This is a genomic window from Kribbella sp. NBC_00889 (assembly GCF_045207705.1).
GTDB lineage: Bacteria > Actinomycetota > Actinomycetes > Propionibacteriales > Kribbellaceae > Kribbella.
Map to the genome: position 1 here is coordinate 9,028,202 of NZ_CP108783.1, position 24,736 is coordinate 9,052,937.

The window sequence follows — 24,736 nt, forward strand, 5'->3', positions numbered from 1 at the left end:
AACCCGCGGTTTGCTGGGCTGACCCAGCAAACCTGCACCTTTGCGCCCCCCGCAGTCGCGTCTGCTGGGTTGGCCCACGAGACGGTGGGTTGGCCAGCTGCACGCGGTTGGCCAACCCGCGGTTTGCTGGGCTGACCCAGCAAACCTGCACCTTTGCGCCCCCCGCAGTCGCGTCTGCTGGGTTGGCCCACGAGACGGTGGGTTGGCCAGCTGCACGCGGTTGGCCAACCCGCGGTTTGCTTGGCTGACCCAGCAAACCTGCACCTCGCCGCCCCCTGCCCGCCGCGTCTGCTGGGTTGGCCCACGAGACGGTGGGTTGGCCAGCTGCATGCGGTTGGCCAACCCGCGGTTTGCTTGGCTGACCCAGCAAACCTGCACCTCGCCGCCCCCTGCCCGCCGCGTCTGCTGGGTTGGCCCACGAGACGGTGGGTTGGCCAGCTGCACGCGGTTGGCCAACCCACCGTCTGGTGGGCTGACCCAGCAAACGGCGGCCTGGGGCGGGACCTCGGGTCGGGCGGGGTCGGGCGGGGTCGGGCGGGGCCTCGCGCGGGGGTGGGGTGGGGTGGGGTGGGGTGGGGTCAGGTGGGGGTGTTGGCGGGGTCGTCGAGGCGTTCGGCGGCGGGGGCTTCGGCGGCGGGAGGCTTGCGGGTGGTGAGGCGGCGGGCGATGGGTTCGGTGTAGCGCGCTGCGATCGGGCCGAGGATGACGAGGATCAGGACGTACGCCGTCGCCAGCGGGCCGAGCTTGGGTTCGACGCCGACGGCGAGGCCCGCGATCACGATGGAGAACTCGCCGCGGGCGACCAATGTGCCGCCGGCGCGCCAGCGGCCTGCCGATCCCACGCCGGCCCGGCGCGCGGCGTACCAACCGGTGAAGATCTTCGTGAGCGCGGTGAACAGCGCGAGGGCGAGGGCGATCGCGAGCACCGGCGGGATCTTCGCCGGATCGGTACTCAGCCCGAAGAAGACGAAGAAGACCGCGGCGAACAGGTCCCGCAGCGGACTGAGCAGGTTCCGCGCGCCGTGCGCCACCTCGCCCGACAGCGCGATCCCGACCAGGAACGCACCGACCGCCGCCGACACCTGGAGCTTCTGTGCGATGCCCGCGACCAGCAGCGTCAGCCCGAGTACGACGAGCAGCAGCATCTCCGGGTTGTCCGAAGAGACCGCCCGGCTGATCACCCGGCCGTAGCGCAGCGCGAGGAACAGGACGACGCTGACGGTGCCGAGCGAGATCAGCAGCGTCATGCTGCCACCGGCCAGCCCGACACCCGCGAGCAGCGCGGTCAGGATCGGCAGATAGACCGCCATCGAGAGATCCTCGAGAACCAGGATCCCCAGCACCACAGGGGTTTCGCGGTTACCGAGGCGGCCGAGGTCGCCGACCACCTTCGCGATCACGCCGGACGACGAGATCCAGGTGACACCGGCCAGCGCGACCGCGGCGGTCGGCCCCCAACCGAGCAGCAGCGCCACCGCCGCGCCCGGAATCGCGTTCAGCAGGAAGTCGACCGCGCCGGAGACGTACTGCGTCTCGAGCGTGCTGACCAGATCCGATGCGGTGTACTCCAGACCGAGCAGCAACAGCAGCAAGATGACGCCGATCTCGGCGCCGGTGGCAACGAACTCCTCGCTGGCCGCCAGCGGCAGGAGACCACCATGCCCGAAGGCGAGACCGGCCAGCAGGTACAGCGGAATCGGTGAGAACCCGAGCCGGCCGGCGATCCGGCCGAGGATGCCGAGGGCCAGGATGACCGCGCCCAGCTCGATCAGCAGGGCGGTGAGGTTCTCGTGCATCTCACCCTCCCGCGATCAGGTCCGCGACGGCGTCCACGCCTTCGCGGGTGCCGACCACGACGAGGGTGTCGCCGATCGCGAAGCGGAAGTCCGGGGTCGGCGACGGGGTCGCGCCGGTCCGCCGCAGGACGGCGACGATCGACGCACCGGTCCGGCTGCGGGCCTGGGTGTCACCCAGCGTGCGGCCGCCGTACGGCGACTTGGCCGTGATCGGGATGTGCTCGGTGACGAGGTCGATCTCGATCTCGCCGCGGACCGGATCGAGCGGGGCGGGGATCAGCAGTTGGGCCAGAGCGGCCGCCTCACCGGGGTCGAGCGGGACCGAGTCCTTGCAGTTGTCGTCGTCCTCGGGATCGTGGAAGCCGAGGAACCGCCGCCCGTCGTTGCGCACCACCACGGAGACGTGTTTGCCGCCTTCGGTGATCAGGTCGTACCGGGTGCCGATCCCGGGCAACGTCGTCTTGGTCGGGCGGGCATGCTGGTCCATGATGCTCCGATCCGCGATAGCTGGCGTCTGCAACCATTGTCCCAAACCCTGAACCCCGTGTCCGGTCGCCGACTGTGATGTTTCCTGCACTCAGCTGCAGTGCAACTCGTTGCATAGGTAGGGTGCCGCCCATGGCGTTGGAGCACGCGATTCTGGTCTCACTGACCGAGCGGGCCGGGTCCGGGTACGAGCTGGCCCGGCGGTTCGACCGGTCGATCGGATACTTCTGGCCGGCCACCCACCAGCAGATCTACCGGGTGCTGCGCCGGATGGAGGACGCCGGCTGGGTGAAGCACACCGAGATCGCGCAGGAAGGCCGCCCGGACAAGAAGATCTACCGCGTGTCCCCGGCGGGACGCACCGAGCTCTCCCGCTGGCTGGCCGAACCCGAGGACCCCGCCGTACTGCGGGACGGCTTGGGCGTGAAGCTGCGCGGTGCGTCGCTCGCCCCGCCTGGCGCTGTCCTGCGGGAGGTGCAGCGGCACCGGGCAGAGCACGCGACCCGGCTCGAGCTGTACAGCGGGATCCAGCGGCGGGACTTTCCGAAGCCGGCCAAGCTGAACGGCCGGGATCTGCATCAGTACCTCGTGCTCCGCGGCGGGATCCGGGCCGAGGAGTCGTTCGTGGCCTGGTGTGACGAAGTGATCGACGCACTGCGGAAGGACAAGTCGTGACCGCATACCCCCATCTGCTGGAGCCGCTCGACCTCGGTCACGTCGTACTGCCGAACCGGGTGATCATGGGCTCGATGCACACCGGCCTCGAGGACCGGTCGAAGGACCTGCCGAAGCTGGCGGCGTACTTCGCCGAGCGGGCGCGCGGCGGCGTCGGCCTGATGGTGACCGGCGGCTACGCACCGAACCGCACCGGCTGGCTCACGCCGTTCGGCTCCGTGCTCACGAGCCGCCGCCAAGCGCGGAAGCATCGCATCCTCACTGACGCCGTGCACACCGAGGGCGGCCGGATCGCTCTGCAGGTCCTGCACGCAGGGCGGTACGCGTACCACCCGTTCAGCGTCTCCGCCTCCGCGCTCAAGGCACCTATCAATCCCTTCAAGCCGCGCGCCCTGTCCGACCGCGGCGTCCGCCGGCAGATCAAGGCGTACGTCGACTGTGCCGGCCTCGCTCGTGAGGCGGGGTACGACGGTGTCGAGATCATGGGGTCCGAGGGCTACTTCATCAACCAGTTCCTGGCCGAGCGCACCAACAAGCGGACGGATCGCTGGGGCGGCAGCCCGGAGAACCGGCGCCGGCTCGCGGTCGAGATCGTCCGCCGGACCCGCGACCGCGTCGGTGCCGACTTCCTGATCATCTACCGGCTGTCGATGGCGGATCTGGTCGAGGGCGGTCAGAGCTGGGACGAGGTCGTTGCGCTGGGCAAGGAGATCGAGGCGGCCGGTGCATCGATCATCAACACTGGCATCGGCTGGCACGAGGCGCGCGTTCCGACCATCGTCACGTCCGTGCCGCGCGCGGCCTTCACGAGCGTGACCGCGGCGTTCAAGCCGCACGTCACCATCCCGGTGGTCACCTCGAACCGGATCAACCTTCCGCAGGTCGCCGAGGAGGTCCTCGCGCGTGGCGACGCCGACCTGGTCAGCATGGCCCGCCCGTTCCTGGCCGATCCGGAGTGGGTGCTCAAGGCAACAACCGATCGGGCCGACGAGATCAACGTCTGCATCGCCTGCAACCAGGCGTGCCTGGACCATGTGTTCGCCAAACAGAAGGCGAGCTGCATGGTCAACCCCAGGGCCGCCCGCGAGACCGAGCTCCAGTTGCTGCCGACCCGTCGTACCAAGAGCATCGCAGTCGTCGGTGCCGGGCCGGCCGGGCTGGCCGCGGCGGTGACGGCGGCCGAGCGCGGGCACCAGGTCGAGCTGTTCGAGGCCGACGACGAGATCGGCGGGCAGTTCGGGATCGCGCGGCGGATCCCCGGCAAGGAGGAGTTCGCCGAGACGATCCGCTACTACCGGCGGCGGCTCGAGCTCACCGGCGTGAAGGTGCATCTCGGCCGGCGCGCGACTGTCGAGGACCTGGCCGGGTTCGACGAGATCGTCCTCGCCACCGGCGTCGTACCGCGGGTCCCGGCCATCCCCGGCATCGACCACCCCAAGGTGCTCTCGTACGTCGACGTCGTCCGCTACGGAAAGCCCGTCGGGGCGACGGTCGCGGTCATCGGCGCGGGCGGGATCGGCGTGGATGTCAGCGAGTTCCTGACCACCGAGTCCTCGCCCTCGCTCGACCTGGACGCGTGGAGGTCCGAGTGGGGCGTCGCCGATCCGACCCTCGTGCGCGGCGGACTCACCACACCAAAGCCGGAGCGGTCGCCGAGGCAGGTGTACCTGCTGCAGCGCAAGGCCGGGAAGATCGGCGCGGGTCTCGGCAAGACCACCGGCTGGGTCCATCGCGCGGCTTTGAAGAACAAGCAGGTTGAGCAACTCCGCGGGGTGAACTACGAACGCATCGACGACGACGGGCTTCACCTGACCTTCGGCCCGCAGCGCGAGAAGCCCCGCGTGCTGGCCGTCGACACGATCGTCGTCTGCGCCGGTCAGGAGCCGGTCCGCGATCTCGCCGAGGCCCTCGCTGCCACCGACCGCCCGGTCCACGTCATCGGCGGCGCCGACGTAGCCGTCGAGCTCGACGCCAAGCGCGCCATCGACCAAGCCACCCGCCTCGCCGCGATTCTCTGACTGCGGCGGGTGGCGGGTTGTTTGTTGGCTGGCGGGTTGTTTGTGCGGCAGCGGTGAAACAAGCCGCCAGCCGGCGCGAGTGCGTGCGGGGGGCCACCGTCAGAGACAGCGCGCGGCCTTCTTGCCGTCGGGGGCGATGGCGAACCAGCGGTTGCCGACGCCGTAGCCGGCTGTCTGGCCGAGCTTCTTGTCCTTGTGGAAGTAGTACAGCGGCCAGCCGTTCAGGGTGACCTGCTTGCCTTCCGTCCGGTCGATCGTGCCGACCGACGCCCGGTTGATCTTCGAGCTCAGGACCTTGACGCCCTTCTTGCCCGCCAGCACCGGCTCCCACTTCTTCGTGCACTCACCCGTGCAGCTGGTCCGCGACGGGCTGTTGGAGTCGTTGTCGAAGCGGTAGATCGTGCGTCCGGCCTCGTTGGTGACGAACGGCATGAACCCGTCGACCACGTTGACCGTCAACGTCTGCACATCTTTCCGCACCGGCGTGGTGGTCTCGGTCGGCTTCGTCGACTTCGCCTTGCCACCCTCGGGGTTGACCGCGAACCAGAGTCCGCGCAGACCCTGACCGGCGAGTTCGCCGAGCTTGAGGTCGCTCTTGAAGTAGTACAGCGGCCAGCCCTTCAGCGTGACCTGCTGGCCTTCTGGGCGGTCGATCGTACTGAACAGGCGCTCGTCGATGCCGCCGCCTTCGACCACTACACCGGACCCGGCCAGCACCGGCTCCCACAGCTTCAGGCACTCGGCAAGACAGGTGGACTTCGACGGGTTCGCGGAGTCGTTGTCGAACCTGTACACGGTGCGGCCGGTCGCGCTGGTGACGATCGGCGTCAGGCCCGGCACCTGCTGGACCTTCAGCACCTTCTGTTCCTGGTCGCCGTCCCGACTGATGCCCTGGGCACCATTCGCCGGTTTCTGCTTGTTCTGCTGGGGTTCTTGAGTGGGCGACGTGCTTCCGGCCGAGGGGTTGTCGTTCGTGAACGCGCCGTAGATCGGCGACTCGCAGGCCGACAGCGACACGACGGCAGCAAGGGCGGTCAACGTCGCGGCGAGGTGCTTCTTCATCAGATCCTCCGAACCGTAAGGCGTTTGTTGTCTGTCTGTGTCACGGCGGAACACGTGCGCTCTGCGGAATCGGTTCAACACCGGCCGAAAGAACTTGAGCACCCACACCATCGGTTAGTTGCCTGAGGCCCTTATCTCGCCGCCTCGGCCAGTGTCGCGGCGCACTAGGGCGCCACCCCCGAGTGCCCTAGTGCGCGCTGGCCCAGGCCGCCCGGCCCAGTGCACTGTGTACGGCGTACGCGCACTAGCCAACGAGAGGGTGGACGAGATGACGAAGACTGTGCTGATCTCCGGTGCTGGGATCGCGGGACCGGCGCTGGCGTACTGGCTGCGCCGGCAGGGGTTCACGCCGGCGATCGTCGAGGTAGCGCCCGGTCCGCGGCCCGGCGGGCAGACCGTGGACCTTCGCGGGATCTCCAAGCAGGTCGCCGAGCGGATGGGCCTGATGCCACAGATCGCGGCGCGGCAGCTGCACGAACGCGGTCTCGAGTACGTCCGGGCCGGCGGGCGTACGGCGGCGGCGATGCCGGCCGAACTGCTCGACGGCGCCGGACCCGTCGCCGACGTGGAGATCCTCCGCGGCGACCTGGCCCAGATCCTGCACGACGCGACCACCGACGACGTCGAGTACCTGTACGGCGACTCGATCGAGGCGCTCGACGAGGACGCGACCGGCGTACTCGTTACCTTCACGAGTGGGACGCGGCGACGGTTCGATCTGGTCGTCGGGGCTGACGGGGTGCACTCGCGAGTCCGCCGGCTCGCGTTTGGCCCGGAGGAGCAGTTCGTGCAGCACCTCGGCGGCTACACGTCGTACTTCACCGTCGAGGCGCCGGAGCCTCTGAACCATTGGATGAAGATCTACTCCGCACCCGGCGGGCGCTGGGTCGGGCTGCGGCCCGACCACGACCCGGGCGTCGCGAAGGCGCTGCTGAGCTTCCGTTCGCCGATGATCAGCTACGACCGACGGGACCTCGACGCGCAGAAGGCTCTGCTGGCAGAGCGGTTTGCGGGTCTCGGCTGGCACACCGAGTGCATCCTGGCCGGGCTGCGCGACGCGGACGACTTCTACTTCGACAGCACCAGCCGGGTCGTCGTACCGAAGTGGTCGCGCGGCCGGGTGGTCCTCGTCGGGGACGCCGGGTACTGCGGTTCGCCCCTCGCCGGGCACGGGACCGCACTGTCACTCGTCGGCGCGTACGTCCTGGCCGGGGAGCTAGCCGTCGCGGACGGCGATCACTTCCGCGCGTTCCCGGCGTACCAGGCCCGGATGCAGGCGTACGTCGACCAGCGAATGGAACTGCCGCCCGGCGGGATCACGATGGCGATGCCGATGACGGCTCTCGGGATCCGCCTGCGGGACACCTCGATCCGGCTGACGATGTCGCGCCTGTTCGCCGGCCTGCTGGCCAAGCTGGCGGTCGCCAAGCCCGACGCGATCGACCTGCCCGAGTATTCAGTCGAACGGGGAGGCCCAGTCGGGATTGCGGCCGAGGAGGCCGAGTAGCTGGTCGAGGTCGGAGGCGTCGCCGGGGACCTTGACGCTGCGTTCGAAGGCGAGTCCCGGGCCGCGGGCGACGTCGGTGTCGGGGATCCGGCGGGCCACGCCGAGCGCCATTTCGACCATGTCCGGCGGCGGGTCGTACGGGACGTCGATGGCGCGGGCCAGGTCCCAGGCGTGCACGACGCAGTCGAGTTGGTGGAAGGTCAGCGCGATCCGGCGCGGAAACGAGCCGAACTCGCGGACCTCCATCAGCCGGTCCAGCGCGCCGCCGTCGGCGAAGGCGTCCGCCACCCCGACGTTGGACCGCCGGTACGCACCGGCCGGGTTGTCGCCGAGGCGGCCGCCGTTCCAGGCCTGGACCGGGGCCGAGCCGTTCAGGGCCGCGGCCGCGAAGCCCTCGTTCTCGCTGACGATATGGCGGAGCAGGCCGCGGACGGTCCAGTCCGGACAGGGCGTCGGGAACCACATGTGCTCCGGGCGGATCTGCATCACCACTTCGCCCAGAACTGCGCCGGCCCGCCGATCCAGATCGCGGATGTCCATCCGTGCTCCTCCCGTTGCCTGCCCAGGCGAGCATAGGCCGGACGAACCTGTTTCGGCAGGGACCTCGGTGGGCGCAAGGGACAACCCGCGTGGCCGGCGGGCGCTGCGGCGAGGCGGTCAGCCGGCTTTGGCGGCGGCCTTGGCGGCCTTCTTGAAGGAGCGGACCTCGAGCAGGGACTCGGCGTCGGTGACGTCGGCGATCGAGCGGCGGGCGCCGCGGTCGCCGTACGCGCCGGCCGCCTCGCGCCAGCCCTTGGGCTCGACCCCGCGCTGCTTGCCGAGGAGTGCGAGGAAGATCTTGGCCTTCTGCTCGCCGAAGCCGGGCAGGGCCTTCAACCGCTTGAGCACCTCGGGACCGTCGGGCTTTGGCCGGCCCGCGGTCCAGATCCCCGCCGTCTCGCCGCCGTAGTTGTCGATGATGTGCTGGGCGAGCGCGTGCACCCGCCGGGCCATCGAACCGCCGTACCGGTGGATGGCCGGCGGGGTGACACAGAGCTCGACGAAGGTGTCGAGGTCGGTGGCGGCGATCCTGTGCAGATCGAAACCGTCCATCCGGTCGGCGATCTTCTGCGGGCCGGAGAACGCGTGCTCCATCGGGTACTGCTGGTCCAGGAGCATCCCGGTCAGCAGGGCGAACGGGTCGTCGTTCAGCAGTTTGTCCGCGGCCGGGTTGCCGGTGAGGTGCAGTTCGCGCAGCATGACGCCCATCTTGACACGAACGGCGAGGTCCATCGAGCCCCGATTACCGGGCGGGAGCGCGGGTCCGCCAGAGCAGGTAGACGAAGTACGGCGCTCCGATCAGCGCGGTGAACCTCAGGTCCACGCCTGCTAGTGCGCGTACGATGTACACGCTCTAGCTCAGGGGGTTTTGATGGACGAAGCGCCGTACCTGCGGATCGCAGCCGAGATCCGGCGCCGGATCGAGGCCGGCGAGCTCGTGCTGGAGGAGCGGGCGCCGTCGACCCGGGCCGTGGTCCGGGAGTTCGGTGTCGCGATGGCGACGGCGACGAAGGCGTTGCAGGTGCTCCAGCAGGAACGCCTCGTCCACGTGCGGCCTGGCGTCGGTACGGTCGTCGGCCCTCCTCGGGCCGTCCGTCGTCAGGATCGGGCCGCGCAGCCTGCTGTCGCCGATCGGCCGGTGCTGGATCTGAATCGCGACGAGGTCGTGCGCATGGGGATCGCGATCGCGGACGCCGAGGGGCTGGCGGCGCTGTCGATGCGGCGGATCGCGGCCGAGCTCGGGGTGTCGACGATGGCGCTCTATCGGTACGTCGGCGGCAAGGACGCGCTGGTGTTGCAGATGGTCGACACCGCGATGGCGGAGTTCCCGCTCCCGGCGGAGCCGCCGGCGAACTGGCGGGACGGGATCGCCGTTGCGGCGCGGCTGCAGTGGGCGGCGTACCGGCGGCATCTCTGGCTGGCGAGTGCGATCAGTCTCGGCCGGCCGCAGCTGGTGCCGAACCTTCTCCCGCACACTGATGCAGTCCTGCGGGCCGTGAGCGGATTCGGCGTGGACAAGAGCAATGCGCTGTACGCCGCGATCAGTGTGTTCGCGTTCGTCCGTGGTGTCGCGCTGGCGATGGAGACCGAGGCGTACGCCGAACAGGATACTGGGCTGACCGCGGACGAGTGGGCCGACCGGCAGGGCGATCAGCTCGCCGCAATGATCCGCGCGGGGAACCTGACCGCGTTCCGCGAGTTACTCGCGGACGACTTCGAGTTCGACTACGACCTGGACCGGCTGTTCGATTTCGGTCTCGACCTCGTCCTGGACGGTCTGGAAAAGACGCTCACCCGGCTACGCTGAGTGCTGACAGTGTTGAGGTCTGCGGGAGGTGGCCGGTGGAGCCTGTGTTCGCGCCTGACGTGCCCGAGGGCGTACGGCGTCTGCACGAGCACCGGCCCGACCTGTTCGTCCCGGCCGACGCACCGCGCCCGAAGCGGCAGACGTCCTGGTCGGTTGCGCCCGGTAACACGTTCGGCACGCTGCTGGTGTGGATCGCGGTGTGCGTCGGTGGCTGGATCCTCGCGCTGATCTTCATGGCCGGCTTCCTGCCGACGGCGGTCGCGGCGTGGGGCGCGGTCGCGCTGGCCGGGGTCGCCATACTCGCGACCGGTGGTGTCTTCGCGAAGTCTGCGGTGGAGGATCGCGGGCACAAGGCGGTCCGCCTGCAGCATGGGAAGTACCTGCTGCCGGAGGACTTCGACGAGGACGCGGGCCGATTGATCGGGCGGGCGCAGCGTGCGGTCAGAACGGTGCTTGAGGCAACGGTTACGCGGCGTGGGCTGCTCGATGACGTGAAGAACGAACTGGTGTTGCCGGAGCAGCTGTGGGAGATCGCCCAGGTGTTGCGTGAGCAGACCGTGCTGCGCGCTCGGCAGCGTGAGGTTGCCCGGGGGATGGCGACGGCCGAGCTGGAGGCAGTGCTCGGGCCGCAGCGCCGGGCGCTCGCATTGTCGGTCGAGGCGATCAAGCGCAAGGTCGATCTGCTGGATCGGTACGCCGACCGCGTCCGCTCAGCCGACGCCGCACTCCGCGCCGAGGCCGCCCTGGAGGACGGCGACCGCTACATCGAACTCCTGGCCCGCACCGAACCAGCCGGCGACACCTCAGTGGTCCAAGGCTTCGCCGACGAGGCCACGGCTTTGAAGGACACGCTCACCCGTTCGATCAACGCGGCTCGGGACGCAGGCCGGACGCTAGCTCTGCCTGAGTAGGTGGGCTTCTTCTTCTGGGGTGATGCCGGCTTCGATGGGAGGTGTGCCCCGGTTGAGGTCCCAGCGGTAGAGGTCTTCGACTGTTCGGCGTAGGGGAGTGACGGGCAGGCCGGCGGCGCGGGACTTGGACTGGTCGCGTTGGCGAGACGGCCACTCGGCCTCGGGCTCCATGAGGGGGAAGCGCGCGGGTACGGCGTTCGCCGGGATCTGCACCAGCTCGACCGAGGTGCCGGCGACAGCGGCTGCGGTCTCGATCAGTTCGCCGATCGTGCTGTCCGGGCCGATCCCGTTGAACGCACCAGGCCGTTCGTCGACGATGAGTTGCACCACGAGCCGGCCGAGATCGCGGCTGTCGATCAGCTGCAGCGGCTGCTCCGGCCGTGTCGGCAACGCGACCCGGCCGCCCCGCGCACCCCGTCGTACCCAGTAGAGGACCGTGTCCGAATAGTCGCCGGGACCCGTGACCTTCCCCGGCCGGACGATCGTCGCGCGCTCGCCGTACCGCTCGAGCACGTCGTCCTCACAGGCGACCTTGCACGGGCCGTAGGTGTCGTTCGTGAGTACGTCGGCCGCCCGCATGGGTGCCCGGCGCGGCGCGTCCTCGGTGGTCCCCGGCGGCAGATCGCGTACATAGACCGCATGGCTGGAGACGAACACGTACCGCCCGACGCGGTCGCCCAGCACGTCCATCGCCTCGTCGACCTGCTTGCTCTGGAAGGCGCTGAGATCGACGACCGCATCCCACTCGCCGGTCCGCAGCGCCTCGTAGTCGCCGGAGTCCCGATCCCCGACCAGTTGCGTCACCTCCGGTGGCAGCTCGGTGGTCCCGCTCTTGCCTCGGCTGAAGGACGCCACCTCGGCGCGTTGCTGCAGCGCGTCCATGAGGATCGCGCGCCCGACAAACCCGTTCCCGCCCAGCATCAGAATCCGCACAACCGACGACCGTAGACCCTGCTGTCTCCCTCGCGCACCCGATTAAGCTCGGCGCATGAACGAGCGCAGCGAGTTCATCATCAAGCACAGCCCATTTCGCGCCTCATCGGCGCCCGGAGCGAAGCGAGGACGTCGATGAGCTGGACGGTGGTGGTTGCCGGGGGCACCGGTGCGCTCGGGGCCGCGGTGACGGCGGAGTTCCTGCAGTCCGGCTGGCGGGTCGTCGTACCGGGCCGGACCGAGGAGTCACTGGCTCGGCTCGGGACGCATCCGGCGCTCAACCCGGTGCTCGCCGACCCGTTCGACCCGGCCGGTACGGCGGACGTCGTCGCGCTGGCCACCTCGGACGAGGCCGCGCCACTGACCGCGCTGGTGAACCTGGTCGGTGGCTTCGCGTCCGGACCGCGGGTGCACGAGACCCCGATCGACGACTTCGAGGAGCAACTCCGGCTCAACCTGCGACCGACGTACCTGATGACTCAGGCGGTGCTGCCGCACCTGCTCACCGCCGGCGGGGGAGCGATCGTGTGTACGGCGAGCGGTGCGGCGCTGCGGCCGTTCTCCGGGGCGGCCGGGTACATCACCGCGAAGGCCGGCGTGCTCGCGTTCGCCGACGCCCTGCACGCGGAGTACGCGCATGACGGCATTCGGGTGAACACGATCATCCCCGCGACCATCGACACCCCTGCCAACCGCGCCGCGATGCCGAAGGCCGACCCGGGCAAGTGGAGCCCGCCGGCTCAGGTTGCCGTGGTCGTCCGGACGCTCGTCGAGACCGAAGGATTCGCCGGCGGTCATCTCCCCGTATGACAACCGTTCGACCCTGTAACACGTCTGATGAGGTGCAGGTGCGGGAGTTGACGCACACTGGACCTGGGGACGGCGGACAGGGGAGCCATGGGGACGAGTTCGCGCCCGGTAGGGACTCGGCCACGATCAGTGCCGAACCTCCTGGGCCTGACGCTACTGGGCACCCTGTTGCCCGGGACCGGACTGATCGCCGGCGGGCGCCGCGTCATTGGCGCGTTCGTTCTCATCCTCACCCTCGGGCTGGTCGGACTCGGCGTGTACGTCGGCCTGACCCGGCGCGACGAGGTGCTCGCGGCAGCCGTCGTACCGAGCCGGCTGCTGGCAGGGTCGGTGGCGATCGCGGCGTTGGGGTTCGGTTGGATCGTGGTGATCGTGGCCTCGCACCGGTCGTTGCGTCCGGCAACCGGCGGTGCCGGCGGGCGTGCGGTCGGCGCGCTGTTCGTCGGCGTGCTGTGCTTCGCGATCGCGGCTCCGGCGGCGCTCGGCGTACAGAGTGTGCTGGCGCAGCGGACCCTGGTACAGGACGTGTTCGCCGCGCAGGAGGAGAGCAAGAGCGCGACCCGGCCGTCGATCGCCGATGTCGAGGACCCGTGGAAGGACAAGCCGCGGCTCAACCTGCTGCTGCTCGGTGGTGACGATGAGCCGGGCCGGCCGGGCGTCCGGACCGACACGGTGATCGTGGCAAGCATCGACACCAAGACCGGCAACACCGCGTTGATCTCGATGCCGCGGCAGCTGACCTTCATGCCGTTCCCGAAGGACTCGCCGCTGCACAGGTTCTACCCGGACGGCTTCGGCAAGGAAGGGCTGAGTCTCGAGGGTCGGCTGGAGTGGATGCTGACCGCGATGTACCAGAACATCCCGGACGCGCACCCCGGCATTCTCGGCCCGTCGGACAACGAGGGGGCCGACGTGCTCAAGCAGTCCGTCGGCGAGGCGACCGGGCTGAAGCTCGACTACTACCTGCAGGTGAACCTGACCGGCTTCCCGGAGCTGGTCGACGCGCTCGGTGGGATCACGATCAACGTCAACGAGCGCGTCGCGATGGGCGGGATCAGCAGTGCGCACATCCCGCCGAAGAAATGGATCGAGCCGGGACCGCGCCAGCACCTCGACGGCAGGCGCGCGCTCTGGTTCGCGCGCGGACGGTACGGCGCGGACGACGACCAGCGGCAGGTCCGGCAGCGCTGCGCGATCAACGCCATGGTCGACGCGGCCGACCCGGCCACGCTGGCCACGAAGTACAAGGCCATCGCGACAGCCGGGCGGCACCTGCTCCGCACCGACATCCCGCAGGAGCTCCTGCCCGCGCTGGTCCAGCTCGCGCTCAGGGTGAAGTCGGGGACGGTCTCGAACGTGAACCTCGACGTGTCGAAGCTGCGGATGAAGTACCTGCACCCGGACTACGACGGGATGCGCGAGACGATCGAGAAGGCGCTCGAGGAGCCCGTCGACCCGCCCAGCACCCCGCCGACCACCCCCAAGCCCTCGGGCACGACCACGAACCCGCCAGGTCCGACGCAGAACCTCGCCGACGCCTGCGCGTACCAGCCCAACGGCGACCAGCCGAACTGATCCGCCTACTGGATCGGAGTGGTCTGGGCCAGGGCGAGCCGCCAGCCTGCGGCTGTCCGCAGCGCGACGTACGTCAGTGCGCCTGTTGCCGGGAGAGCGCCGGGTTCGGCGTCCGGCCGGTTGTCGTGCACCGTCTTGAGGCAGCTCACGAGTACGGCGTCCGTGGTCAAGGCCCGGACGTCGAGGATCTCCACACTGGTCCGGACGTCTTTGAGTGCGGAGTCAAGGGCCGCGCTCATCGCCTGAGCGAACGCCTCCCGCCCGAACAGCCTGCGCCCGGCGATGTTGACGATCACCATCTCGTCGGTGTGCAGGTCGGGCAGCACCACCGCGTCCGACTGCGCTTGATCGGCCCGCGCCACCAGATCACGGATCTCTCGCTCGTCCGTGCTCATCAGTTCCGTCGTCGAAGTCATGAACAACAGTCTGATACCTCAACCAATCTTGAGGTCAAGGACATCTGCTCTCGGCGTGTGTCGATCTGGTGGTGGGCCGCTCGACGTGAGAGTAAGTGATCGACCGAGACGACGAGGAGCGGCAGCGATGCGCTACATGATCATCAACAAGGCAGACGCCGAGACCGAGGCCGGGAAGTTTCCGCCGCCGGAGGTGGCCGAGGCGGTCGGCAAGGTGGTGGAGGACCTGTCCAAGGCAGGTGTCCTGCTGTTCGCGGAGGGTGTGCACCGCAGTTCGCTCGGTGCCCGGGTGAAGGTGGACGACGGCAAGCGCACGGTCACCGACGGCCCGTTCGCCGAGACCAAGGAGCTCATCGGCGGCGTCATCGTCGTGGAGGTCCGCAACCGCGACGAGGCGGTCGAGTGGGCCGCCCGCCTGGCCGAAGCCCTCGGCAGCGAGGTCGAGGTCCGCCGCGTGGTCGAAGAATCCGACTTCGGCCCCGACTCCGACATCCTCCAGAACTGATCCGCCAGGTTTCCGGAAACAAGTCGGCGCCCAGCGGCCAAAACATTCCGGAAACGAGCCCCGCCCGCTCCGGACACGACCGGGGCGGGCTGGGGGGTGGGTTGATGTTGGCCTGTCGGTGTTGTTCTATCGGCGGGTGACGGTTACGGAGGCGCGCGGGGCGGTTGACGCCGTATGGCGGATCGAGTCGGCGCGGATCATCGCGGGTGTTGCCCGGATCGTGCGGGACGTCGGGCTGGCCGAGGAGCTGGCCCAGGACGCGCTGGTGGCGGCGCTCGAGCAGTGGCCGGAGTCCGGCGTACCGAACAACCCGGGTGCCTGGCTGATGGCGATCGCCAAGCGTCGCGCGATCGACCTGATCCGGCGCAAGGAGACGTACCAGCGCAAGTTGGCCGAGATGGGCCACGAGCTGGAGATCGACGGCGACAGTGTCGAGGACGACGTGGAAGCGATTCTCGAGGACCACATCGAGGACGACCTGCTCCGGTTGGTGTTCACCGCCTGCCACCCGGTGCTGACCACGGACGCCCGGGTGACACTGACGCTGAAGCTCCTCGGCGGGCTGAAGACCGACGAGATCGCGCGCGCGTTCCTGGCCCCGGAGGCGACGATCGCCCAGCGGATCGTCCGGGCCAAGCGCAACCTCGCCAAGGCGGGCGTCGAGTTCGAGGTGCCGGTCGGCGACGACCTGTTCGAGCGGCTGTCGAGCGTGCTCGAGGTCGTCTACCTGATCTACAACGAGGGGTACTCCGCGACCGCCGGCGACGACTGGATGCGGCCGGCGCTCTGCAACGAGGCGATGCGGCTCGGCCGGCTGCTGGTGGGGCTGATGCCCGACGAGCCCGAAGTTCTGGGACTGCTCGCCCTGATGGAGTTGCAGGCCTCCCGCGCCAACGCACGGATCGGTCCCGAGGGTGAGCCGGTCCTGCTGCTCGACCAGGACCGCCGCCGGTGGGATCGGCTGCTGATCCGCCGAGGCCTCGAAGGTCTCGACCGTGCCTGGGCCCTGGAGAAGCCGCCCGGCGCGTACCTTCTCCAGGCCGCCATCGCCGCCTGCCACGCCCGCGCCGCCGACCCGGAGGACACCGACTGGGCTCGCATCGCCGGCCTGTACGCCGTACTCGCGCAAGTCACTCCGTCGCCGGTGGTCGAGCTCAACCAGGCAGTGGCGATCTCGATGGCGTTCGGCCCGCAGCGCGGACTGGCGGCCGTCGACGCGCTCGCCGAGGAGCCGTCGCTGAAGGACTACCACCTGCTGCCGAGCGTTCGCGGCGACCTGCTGTTCAAGCTCGGCCGGTTCGACGAGGCCCGCGCCGAGTTCGAGAAGGCCGCCGCCCTGACCCGCAACGAGCGCGAACGCACCCTCCTCCTCGAACGCGCCGCCGCCTGCTGACCGACAGTGTCACTCCGTGGTGAGGGTGATGGTGAGGGGCTTGCCGGGGGTGACCATCGTCGGCCGGGTGAGCGTGACGACAGTGCGGGTGCCGGTGGTGCTGAGGGTGGCCGGGTGGGGCTTGCCGTCGAGCTTGACGGCTACGGAGGTGGCTGGGGCAGTGGTTTCGAATGAGAGGGTGCTCAGCCGGACGCGGCCGTGGCGGATGTCGAGGACGGCTGTCTGCGTTCCGGTGTCGCGCGTCTGGCTGTAGCGACCCCAGCCCTCGGCGGCGGTGAAGGCACAGGCGAAGTCTTCAGGGGTCAGGCGCGGCGCGAACCCGAGATGACCGCGTGGACCGTGGTACTCGTACCCGCATGCGGCCAGATAGGTGCCGAAGCTCATCATCGCCCGCGCGTAGTGGTCGCTCGCCTCGATCTCGTTGTACGGGTTGCGTTTCTCGCCGTGGTACCTGTCGTAGACGGCCCGTGTCACCGCGAGCCCCTCGGCCGCCATCCCCTCGGCGAACAGGTGGGCCGCGAACTGGTGCTCCTGCCCGGTCCAGACCTCGTTGAAGTACGGGTGCCCGCCGCTCTCCGTGGACCCGCCGTTCGGCCAGGCCACCATCACCGTGCCGGCCTCACCGTCAGTGCTGTAGACGCGGCCCAGACCGATCCCCGGCGGCCGGTACGCCGACGGGCTCGGCTGGAAGTTGTTGCGGTAGACGCTGGTCAGCGCGGTCCGCGCCTTGTCGGCCTCGAACACCCGCGGCAGCCCGAGCTGAGCGGCGTACGTCTCCCCGTACAGCTGGTCGACGAACACACCTCTGTTCGTGCTCGGCACCGGATGCGCCGGGTCGACCTTGTGCACGTAGTACCCGTAGGTCTGGTTCCACAGCGGTCCGTTCAGGTACGCCGATCCGCGGTCTGCGATCGTGGTGTACTTCGAGGCCGCGGAGGTGTCGCCCACCTCGGTGGCCATCGCGGCCGCGGCGCGCAGGGCGGCGACGTACAGCCCGCTCAGCCAGGGGATCTCGCCGAACCACTCGGTGTCGAGGGTGTTCCACTGCCCGCCGCGGAAGATGCCGTCCTGGTCGGATCCGTCGCGGGCGGAGACGAGGTAGTCGACCGAGACCTTGACCTTCGGCCAGACCCGCGTCAGGAAGGCGGCGTCCGGGCTCATTTGGTGTTCGCGGTAGATGCGCAGGATCGTGCCGCAGTGGCCGTCGGCGAACGATGAGGAGGCGTCCGGCGACTCGCCGCGATTCCCGATCTCACCGGTCGGCTTGTAGGCGATGCCGAGGTCGACCCGTTCGCGGGTGTCGCGTTCGAGGTCGGGGAACAGCCGGGCGATTGCCTGGGCGTAGTTCCAGACGTGCTCGCAGGTGCCCGAGCAGCAGTACGTTCCTTCCCAGGCGTAGAACCGCCCGTCCTGCCAGCGGTGGCAGGTGCCGGTGGCAAGCGTCGACGCGGTGGCCAGCGTGCGTTCGAGGAACCAGTGCGGCAGCGTCGAGTCGTCGTACCAGGTCCGGACCCATTCGCGCGTCCCGGATTCGAGCCGCTGGATGTGCGTGCCGACGTACTGCGCCACTTGGCGTGCGGAGCCGAAGCGGGTGCTGTAGTGCCGCATCAGCGTCGATCCACCGACCAGGCTGCTGAACAGCCGGCGTTCGGGCGTGGGGAAGAACCAGCCCTGGACGAACCGCACCGTGCGCGATTCACCGGGCCGCAGTGCGACCTTCACGGCGACCGTGCCGACCTGAGTGGCCGCACCGTCGACCTCGGCCGGTCCGTCCGCGGCGTCGAACAACTCGTCCGGGGTCGACCACGCCGCGACTGATCGACGGACGACGGCCGTCTTCTCCAGCGTGGCCATCGTGAAGGAGCCTGCGTCGGTGCGATCGGCCACCGGCTGCCGGCGGATCGGGCGGTCGCTGAAGATGATCCGGTCGACGTTCACGTGACCCCAGCCGCCGCTGGATCGATCGACGATCTGGATCTGCGCCGACCGTCCGGCCCAGGCGCCGACGGCCCAGCAGATCGCGTCCAGCGGCTCGATGTCACTACCGTTGGCTGTGGCAACTACTTCGCCGTCGACAAGCAGATTGACCGCGGTGGTGCTCGGGTTGCTGCCGCCGCCGGTCCACACGGTGATGTACGCGCGGTCGATGGTGAAGACCCGGCTGGTCAGCGATCCCTGCGGGCTGTCGTACGAGCCGCTCCGGAAGTCGTACGACGTCACGAAGCGGCTGCCGGAGACGTTCAACTCAGAGCGGTTGCCGAACGGTCGGCGGAAGTTCTCGGGCGTCTCTGCCACGGTGACCGGACCCGCGCCGAACGCCGTACCGGTCACCGTCCAGCCGGAGTAGTCCGTCCGCTCCCAGTCCTCGAAGACGATGTCGGCGCGGTCGGTGAACGTGATGCTGCCGCAGTTGAGGTGCGCCCACGCGCCGGTCGCCGAGTCGACCAGCTGGATCTGCGCGGTCCGCCCTTCGTACTCGCCGACGTCGAGCATCCGCCCGACCAACGGCTCGCTGTCGCTGCCGGTCGCGCTGGCCAGGACCGCACCGTCGACCACGACGTTGACGCAGACCTTGCCAGGCTGATTGCCACCGCCGAGTGCGACCGCGACGTACCGGCGGGTGATCTCGAACGGCGTGCTGGTCAGCGTGCCGGTACGGTCGTCCGGCCCGCCGCTCAGCCGGAAGTTGTACGACGTGACGAAACGGCTGCCGGAGATGTTCAGGTCACCGAAGCGCTGCATCAGCGAGGGAGTGTCGGCCGGTCGCACCGGCCCGGTCCCGAACGCGTCGCCGGTCGCGGTCCAGCCGTCGTACGTATCGCTGTCCCACTCCTCGAAGAGGATGTCGTCGCTGTTTGAAGCCGATGGGTCCGCCGCCGACCACTCGATCCCGGACGCGTACGCCGTCGCGCGCTGAGTGGTCGGCTGGCTGCGCCTGCTGTCCAGGCAGACCGGGTTCTCGGAGTACCCGAGCAGCGTCGCGTCGACCGGCTCTGCAGAGGTGTTGTGCAGCGTGAAGGCCATGATCGTGGCCGGCAGCGTCGAGTCGGCCGTAGCCAGCGGGACGAACGGCGAGAACGCCTCGAGGGTCACCTCGACCGGACTGTCCGACGACTTGTAGGCCACCCGGCCGATCGGGTACTGCCCGGTGAACCGGACATCGCCGAAGCCCTTCGCGTCGACGGTCCGAGTCCTGCCGCCGGCGCGCAGTACGAAGCCCTGCCGGAACCGCGTCGCGCCGTCGGCGTCCGCGGACAGCGGTAAGGCGTAGTGCGTACCGGCGAAGTCCGCGCCGCCCAACGGGAAGGTCAGTGCGTTCGAGACGTCCCACGCCCACAGCCGTCCGTCACCGGAGAGGTAGACCTGGCCGGCGCAACCGCCGCCGACCGGCATACCGATCTTCGCCAGCGCAGCGCCGGCGTACTCCGTCGGCGTACCGCGGTCCGTCAGTTCCGCGATCCGCTCCGGGGTGAGCGTGGGCATCCGCGTGATGGCCTGGGCAGGTTGAAGCATCCCGGGCGCCGCGAGCATGCCGACACCGGCCGCGCTGATGGACAGGAAGGTTCGTCGTCCCACCCCGGCGCGCGGGCACGATCCACCGCACGCCGGATTGGAGCATTCGCTGAGGTCGGGCGTGTGGTCCATGGGATCTCCAAGGGGGCGGCCGGGATCTCTTGGTACGCCACCTTAGGCCGTTCAGCCCCGCTGGGAAATCCATTTCACGAGGGAGAAATGCCACGTTCGCGATCCGTGTTGAGAAGTGATGTAGATCACATGCGGTCGATCTGTGCTGCCGATGTTCGACGCAGTGGTGAGGCCAGCTGAGTGGCCCTCACCGATACAGGAGGAACGTCATGGAGAAGGTCACTTCGGCGGACGGCACCGCCATCGCATACGACCGGCTCGGCGAAGGACCCGCGGTGGTTCTCGTCTGCGGCGGCTCGGTGGACCGGATGTCGAACGCCCCGCTGGCAGCCCTGCTGGCGCAGAACCACACCGTCTACAACTACGACCGCCGCGGCCGCGGTGATTCCGGCGACGCACCGGAGTACGCGATCGAGCGGGAATTCGAGGACCTGGACGCGATCTTCGCGGCCGCGGGCGGCCCGGCGCACCTCTACGGGACGTCGTCCGGTGCCGCGCTCGCCCTGCTCGCGACTGCCGCCGGACGGCCGGTGACCAAGCTCGCGCTGTGGGAGCCGCCGTACATCCTCGAAGGCACGCGGAAGCGGCCGCCCGCCGACACGGCGTCGATCTATCGCGCGTTCGTCGCCGAGGGTCGCCGGGACAAGGCAGCCGAGTACTTCATGGCCGAGGTGGTCGGGCTGCCGGCCGAGTTCGTCGCGATGGCGAAGGAGTCGCCGTGGTGGCCGGCGCAGGAGGCGATCGCGCACACGCTGGCGTACGACGCGACCGTGATGGGCGACTACTCGATCCCGGCCGCGGCGAGCTCGGTGACCGTGCCGACCCGGGTGTTCACCGGAGGAGCGTCGGAGGAATGGATGAAGCAGGGCAACCAAGCCGTGGTGGAAGCGATCCCGAGCGCCACCGCCTGTCTGGTCCCCGATCAGCAGCACAATGTGGACGCGGCCGCCCTGGCCCCCGCGCTGAAGGAGTTCTTCGCATGAGCAGCACAGTGGTCTCCAAGGACGGTACGACGATCGCCTACGACAAGCGTGGAGAAGGGCCTGCCCTGGTCCTGGTCGACGGTGCGCTGTGTGGGCGATCCCAAGGCCCGATGCCCGCGCTGGCCGACACGCTGGCGTCGAGCTTCACGGTCTACAACTACGACCGGCGTGGCCGCGGCGACTCCGGCAACGCGGACACCTACGAGGTGGAGCGCGAGATCGAGGACCTGGCTGCGGTGATCGAGGCGGCCGGTGGCTCGGCGTACGTCTATGGTTCGTCGTCCGGGGCGGCGCTTGCGCTGCGGGCCGCGGCGGCGGGGCTGGCGATCGAGAAGGTGGTCGCGTTCGAGCCGCCGTTCGTGGTCGACGACAGCCGCAAGCCGATCCCGGCGACCTGGGTGCAGGACCTCGATGCCCGCGAGCCGGCCGACGCGGTCCGGTACTTCATGACCACAGTGATCGGTCTGCCCGGCCCTATGGTCACGATGATGAAACTGATGCCGGCCTGGAAGCACCTGAAGGCGATGGCCCCCACGCTTCCGTACGACGCCCGCGTCGTCGGCGGCAATGTGGCCGGCCGGCCGCTGGACGCGTCCCAGTGGGCGGCGATCGGCGTACCGGCCCTGGTCGTCAACGGCGGCAAGAGCCCGGCCTGGATGAAGACCTCGGTGCGTGCGCTGGCCGACGCCGTACCTGGTGCCGAGCACCGCGAGATCCCCGGTCAGAACCACCTGATCAAGGCGACCGCGATCGCCCCGGTACTGACCGGGTTCTTCACGCACTGAGATCCGGGGTCCGGCGAAACCTCGCCGGACCCCGGACCGCGATCAGGCGCCGGCGATGAGGTTGCCGGCTCCGGCGCGGGCCGCGTCGAAACGGGCCTGCGCGTCGCCCCAGTTCACCACGTTCCACCAGGCCTTCACGTAGTCCGGCTTCACGTTCTTGTACTGCAGGTAGAACGCGTGCTCCCACATGTCCAGCATCACGATCGGGATCTGCCCGGCCGGTAGGTTGCCCTGCTGGTCGTACAGCTGGTGGACGAGGAGCCGGCCGGCCAGCGCGTCCCAGCCCAGGATCGCCCAGCCGGAGCCCTGGATCGTGGTGGCGCTGGCGGTGAAGTGTCCCTGGAAGCCGTCGAACGAACCGAAGTACTCGTCGATCGCCGCGCCCAGCTCGCCGTCCGGCTTGTCGCCACCGTCCGGCGACAGGTTCTTCCAGAAGATCGAGTGGTTGACGTGCCCGCCGAGGTTGAAGGCGAGCGACTTCTCCAGCCCGACGATCGCGCCGAAGTCGCCCTTCTCGCGGGCCGCGGCCAGCTTGTCCAGGGTGTCGTTCAGGCCGTTCACGTAGGTCTGGTGGTGCTTGGAGTGGTGCAGCTCCATGATCTCGCCGGCGATGCTCGGCGCCAGTGCGCCGTAGTCGTAGGGGAGGTCGGGAAGCGTGTACGTGGTCAACTCTGCTCCTTCGTCGGGGCCCGCGGGGGCCGATATCTGCGATGTCCTGTCTCAGCGGCTCAGTGTCTCGTCAGGGAACGTTCGGCACCTCTAGCGGCGCCCCGGACGCCCGCTGGCGGCGTTGTCGTCGTCGCGCAATGCTCCGCATTGCTCTCCTCCTCCGCCTTGCCAGCGAACGACCGGACCACCGCTAGAGGCACCAACGTTCCCTGACGAGACACAAGCTTGAAACTTCAACCACGGTTGAGGTCAAGGCGCCACGCGGTGAACGGAACCCGCCAGGCACCTCCGACCGGTGCCCGATGCGACCGCGTTCACACCACCGCACGCACCGGACACCTCCAGCTTCACATACTCCTCCTGACGGCCTACGGCGAGTCTCACCTCACCTCGACGGCCAGCTCCGCGCGCAGTGCGGTGGCGAACGGCTCCGGCCGGTCGGCAAAGCCGGTGTGGTCGCCGGGGAACCGGGTCGGCGCGATGCCGAGCCGGCCGGCCAGCGCGGTCGAGGTCCGGTCGCAGAGCTGACCGGTCGACTCCGCGCCGATGCCGACCACGATCCGTACGCCGCTGCCGCGCAACCGGTCCACATCCGGCACCCAGGTCACCGTCTCGCGCAGTTCGTGGGCGAACCAGAACCGCTCGTCGGCGACCTGCTGCGGATCCCGCTCGCCGCCGAACATCGCCTCGATCATGCCGTCCGGCACCTGGATGTTCGCCAGCGCGAAGAACTGCTTCCAGGCCCCGATCACGTCCCCGCCCAGGTAGTCGGCCATCATCCGCTCGGACTTGGCCAGCAGCTCGTCACTGTCCTCGACCAGGCGGTCGAGCGGCGGCTCGTGGGCGATCACCGTGCTCACCAGCTCCGGGTGGGCTTGGGCCAGCGCCAGTACGCTCACCGCCCCGCCGCTCGACCCGAACACCGCAGCCGGCCCGTCGCCGACGTGCCGGATCAGCCGGGCCAGGTCGTCGGCCCGCTGCTCGGGCGTCGAGGTCCCACCAGGCCGGAGCGTGCTGCGACTCACCCCGCGCGGATCCAGCGTGAGAACCGTGTGGTCCGTGGCCAGTAGGTCGGCCAGCGGCGCGAACGAGTCCGCCCCCATCGGCGCCCCGACCAGCACCACCAACGGCCCGGCCCCACGCACTTCGTAGTACAACTCGGCATCCTCAACCACCAATGTGTTGTTCATGCCCTCTCCACGAACGGCGATCCGCCGGATGGACACAGCCGCCACAGCGAGGTCACCTCGTTGTGCCGCGCCCTTCGGTGCCGCGGTACGACGTCCGACCGGCCGGCGACCCGCAGACCGGCGTACTGGAACCCGTCCAGCAGCTCGGCGCGCGACCTGAGGCCGAGGCGCTCGGCGAGATCGGACAACACCAGCCAGACCTCGCCACCCGGGTTCAGGTGGTCGCGCACCTGTCCGACGAAGCCGTGGAGCATCCGCCCGTCCTCGTCGTAGACCGCGTGATCCAGCGGCGTGATCGGCCGGGCCGGGATCCATGGCGGGTTGCACACCACCAGATCGGCCCGCCCCGGTGGGAACAGATCGGTCTCGACCACCGTGACACGACCCTGCACTCCGAGCCGCCGGAGGTTGTCCCGGGCGCACTCGACCGCCCGCACGCTGTTGTCGGTGGCAACGACCCTGGGAACACCCCGCCGGGCCAGCACCGCGGCCAGTACTCCGGTCCCGGTCCCGATGTCGAAGGCGACCGCCGGGTGCTGCAACGGGCAGTCGCCGACCAGATCGACGTACTCCGATCGCGTCGGGGCGAAGACCCCGTAGTGCGGATGGATCCGGGCGCCGAGGGCGGGCACCTGGACTCCCTCGAGGCGCAACTGGTGCGCACCGATGACACCGAGCAACTCCCGCAACGGCACGAGCCGCTCGCCGTCGGGCGGCCCGTACGCCTCCAGGCAGGCCTGCCGGACGTCCGGTGCCCGGCGGAGGCGGATCGTGTGGTCATGAGTTGCTATCAGCAACGAGTTGAGCACCTGCGCGCGCCGGGCCTGGCGCCGGCGCTGCTCCTGGAAGCTGCCTCCCGCGGCCGCCGGAACCCGGCGGCCGAGCGCGGCCAGCAGTTGTTTCGCGTTCTGGAAATCACCGTCCCAGACAAGAGTGGAACCGCGGTCGATCAGGCGCAGGGCCCGATCCGCGGAGAGTGTGTCGTTCACCGTGATGACGGTCATGAGTCGTCCCTGCCAGGAGTTCGAGT

The 24,736-nt window shown here is 69.4% G+C and carries 22 protein-coding genes; 11 read left to right on the forward strand and 11 right to left on the reverse strand.

The annotated features are described in order from the left end of the window. Positions 1 to 578: 578 nt before the first annotated feature. Both OG817_RS44530 and OG817_RS44535 read right to left on the reverse strand, forming a co-directional pair. Positions 579 to 1,796 (reverse strand): cation:proton antiporter, encoded by a 1,218-nt coding sequence (locus OG817_RS44530; RefSeq protein ID WP_406051189.1) that lies wholly within the window; start codon positions 1,794 to 1,796, stop codon positions 579 to 581. Position 1,797: 1 nt separating this feature from the next. Further along, positions 1,798 to 2,283: a cation:proton antiporter regulatory subunit gene (locus OG817_RS44535; RefSeq protein ID WP_406051190.1), complete on the reverse strand. Its 486-nt coding sequence runs from the start codon at positions 2,281 to 2,283 to the stop codon at positions 1,798 to 1,800. A gap of 131 nt (positions 2,284 to 2,414) precedes the next feature. On the opposite strand from OG817_RS44535, the gene OG817_RS44540 reads away from it, so the two are divergent. Both OG817_RS44540 and OG817_RS44545 read left to right on the forward strand, forming a co-directional pair. Then, the gene (locus OG817_RS44540; RefSeq protein ID WP_406051192.1) at positions 2,415 to 2,957 is read left to right on the forward strand and encodes a PadR family transcriptional regulator; all 543 of its coding nucleotides are present in this window, start codon (positions 2,415 to 2,417) and stop codon (positions 2,955 to 2,957) included. Then, entirely contained in the window at positions 2,954 to 4,975 is a 2,022-nt protein-coding gene (locus OG817_RS44545) for an FAD-dependent oxidoreductase (protein ID WP_406051193.1), read from the forward strand. Before OG817_RS44540 ends, OG817_RS44545 begins: the two co-directional genes overlap by 4 nt. 99 nt (positions 4,976 to 5,074) lie before the next feature. On the opposite strand, the gene OG817_RS44550 is transcribed toward OG817_RS44545, so the two are convergent. After that, entirely contained in the window at positions 5,075 to 6,037 is a 963-nt protein-coding gene (locus OG817_RS44550) for a hypothetical protein (protein ID WP_406051194.1), read from the reverse strand. 268 nt (positions 6,038 to 6,305) lie between these two features. On the opposite strand from OG817_RS44550, the gene OG817_RS44555 reads away from it, so the two are divergent. After that, positions 6,306 to 7,544, forward strand: a complete 1,239-nt coding sequence (locus OG817_RS44555) for an FAD-dependent monooxygenase (RefSeq protein ID WP_406051196.1) — start codon at positions 6,306 to 6,308, stop codon at positions 7,542 to 7,544. Here OG817_RS44555 and OG817_RS44560 read toward each other — a convergent pair. Next, entirely contained in the window at positions 7,494 to 8,084 is a 591-nt protein-coding gene (locus tag OG817_RS44560) for a TIGR03086 family metal-binding protein (RefSeq protein ID WP_396392075.1), read from the reverse strand. The genes OG817_RS44555 and OG817_RS44560 overlap by 51 nt on opposite strands. Before the next feature lie 117 nt (positions 8,085 to 8,201). Further along, on the reverse strand, positions 8,202 to 8,783 hold the full coding sequence (locus OG817_RS44565) for an HhH-GPD-type base excision DNA repair protein (protein ID WP_406051197.1): 582 nt from the start codon (positions 8,781 to 8,783) through the stop codon (positions 8,202 to 8,204). A 172-nt stretch (positions 8,784 to 8,955) separates the two neighbouring features. On the opposite strand from OG817_RS44565, the gene OG817_RS44570 reads away from it, so the two are divergent. Together OG817_RS44570 and OG817_RS44575 are read left to right on the forward strand one after the other, a co-directional pair. Then, on the forward strand, positions 8,956 to 9,891 hold the full coding sequence (locus OG817_RS44570; RefSeq protein WP_406051198.1) for a TetR/AcrR family transcriptional regulator C-terminal domain-containing protein: 936 nt from the start codon (positions 8,956 to 8,958) through the stop codon (positions 9,889 to 9,891). Positions 9,892 to 9,926: 35 nt separating this feature from the next. Further along, complete coding sequence (locus tag OG817_RS44575; protein ID WP_406051199.1) at positions 9,927 to 10,802, forward strand: hypothetical protein; 876 nt, start codon at positions 9,927 to 9,929, stop codon at positions 10,800 to 10,802. Here OG817_RS44575 and OG817_RS44580 read toward each other — a convergent pair. Then, complete coding sequence (locus tag OG817_RS44580; RefSeq protein WP_406051200.1) at positions 10,785 to 11,735, reverse strand: NAD-dependent epimerase/dehydratase family protein; 951 nt, start codon at positions 11,733 to 11,735, stop codon at positions 10,785 to 10,787. The two genes, OG817_RS44575 and OG817_RS44580, sit on opposite strands and share 18 nt — an antisense overlap. A 135-nt stretch (positions 11,736 to 11,870) precedes the next feature. Here OG817_RS44580 and OG817_RS44585 point away from each other — a divergent pair, with 135 nt between their 5' ends. Further along, positions 11,871 to 12,545: an SDR family NAD(P)-dependent oxidoreductase gene (locus tag OG817_RS44585; RefSeq protein ID WP_406051201.1), complete on the forward strand. Its 675-nt coding sequence runs from the start codon at positions 11,871 to 11,873 to the stop codon at positions 12,543 to 12,545. Between the two features lie 129 nt (positions 12,546 to 12,674). Further along, complete coding sequence (locus OG817_RS44590; RefSeq protein ID WP_406051202.1) at positions 12,675 to 14,120, forward strand: LCP family protein; 1,446 nt, start codon at positions 12,675 to 12,677, stop codon at positions 14,118 to 14,120. Positions 14,121 to 14,125: 5 nt separating this feature from the next. On the opposite strand, the gene OG817_RS44595 is transcribed toward OG817_RS44590, so the two are convergent. After that, positions 14,126 to 14,536 carry an SgcJ/EcaC family oxidoreductase gene (locus tag OG817_RS44595; protein ID WP_396392067.1) on the reverse strand — a complete coding sequence of 137 codons (411 nt, stop codon included), beginning with the start codon at positions 14,534 to 14,536 and terminating at the stop codon, positions 14,126 to 14,128. 127 nt (positions 14,537 to 14,663) lie between these two features. On the opposite strand from OG817_RS44595, the gene OG817_RS44600 reads away from it, so the two are divergent. Together OG817_RS44600 and OG817_RS44605 are read left to right on the forward strand one after the other, a co-directional pair. Beyond that, entirely contained in the window at positions 14,664 to 15,041 is a 378-nt protein-coding gene (locus OG817_RS44600) for a YciI family protein (RefSeq protein WP_406051203.1), read from the forward strand. Between the two features lie 136 nt (positions 15,042 to 15,177). Further along, positions 15,178 to 16,434: an RNA polymerase sigma factor gene (locus OG817_RS44605; protein ID WP_406051204.1), complete on the forward strand. Its 1,257-nt coding sequence runs from the start codon at positions 15,178 to 15,180 to the stop codon at positions 16,432 to 16,434. A gap of 9 nt (positions 16,435 to 16,443) precedes the next feature. On the opposite strand, the gene OG817_RS44610 is transcribed toward OG817_RS44605, so the two are convergent. Next, positions 16,444 to 20,079 carry a GH116 family glycosyl hydrolase gene (locus OG817_RS44610; RefSeq protein WP_406051205.1) on the reverse strand — a complete coding sequence of 1,212 codons (3,636 nt, stop codon included), beginning with the start codon at positions 20,077 to 20,079 and terminating at the stop codon, positions 16,444 to 16,446. A 209-nt stretch (positions 20,080 to 20,288) separates the two neighbouring features. Between OG817_RS44610 and OG817_RS44615 the strand changes: the two genes are divergently transcribed. Further along, positions 20,289 to 21,062 (forward strand): alpha/beta fold hydrolase, encoded by a 774-nt coding sequence (locus OG817_RS44615; RefSeq protein WP_396392063.1) that lies wholly within the window; start codon positions 20,289 to 20,291, stop codon positions 21,060 to 21,062. After that, complete coding sequence (locus OG817_RS44620; RefSeq protein WP_406051206.1) at positions 21,059 to 21,847, forward strand: alpha/beta fold hydrolase; 789 nt, start codon at positions 21,059 to 21,061, stop codon at positions 21,845 to 21,847. The genes OG817_RS44615 and OG817_RS44620 overlap by 4 nt, the downstream gene beginning before the upstream one ends. A 42-nt stretch (positions 21,848 to 21,889) precedes the next feature. On the opposite strand, the gene OG817_RS44625 is transcribed toward OG817_RS44620, so the two are convergent. The 3 genes from OG817_RS44625 to OG817_RS44635 form a co-directional block, all read right to left on the reverse strand. After that, positions 21,890 to 22,516, reverse strand: coding sequence for a superoxide dismutase (locus OG817_RS44625; RefSeq protein WP_360457298.1), 627 nt, complete (start codon positions 22,514 to 22,516; stop codon positions 21,890 to 21,892). A gap of 380 nt (positions 22,517 to 22,896) precedes the next feature. After that, positions 22,897 to 23,706 (reverse strand): alpha/beta fold hydrolase, encoded by an 810-nt coding sequence (locus tag OG817_RS44630; protein ID WP_406051208.1) that lies wholly within the window; start codon positions 23,704 to 23,706, stop codon positions 22,897 to 22,899. Further along, the gene (locus tag OG817_RS44635; RefSeq protein WP_406051209.1) at positions 23,703 to 24,710 is read right to left on the reverse strand and encodes a methyltransferase; all 1,008 of its coding nucleotides are present in this window, start codon (positions 24,708 to 24,710) and stop codon (positions 23,703 to 23,705) included. The genes OG817_RS44630 and OG817_RS44635 overlap by 4 nt, the downstream gene beginning before the upstream one ends. Positions 24,711 to 24,736 lie beyond the last annotated feature (26 nt).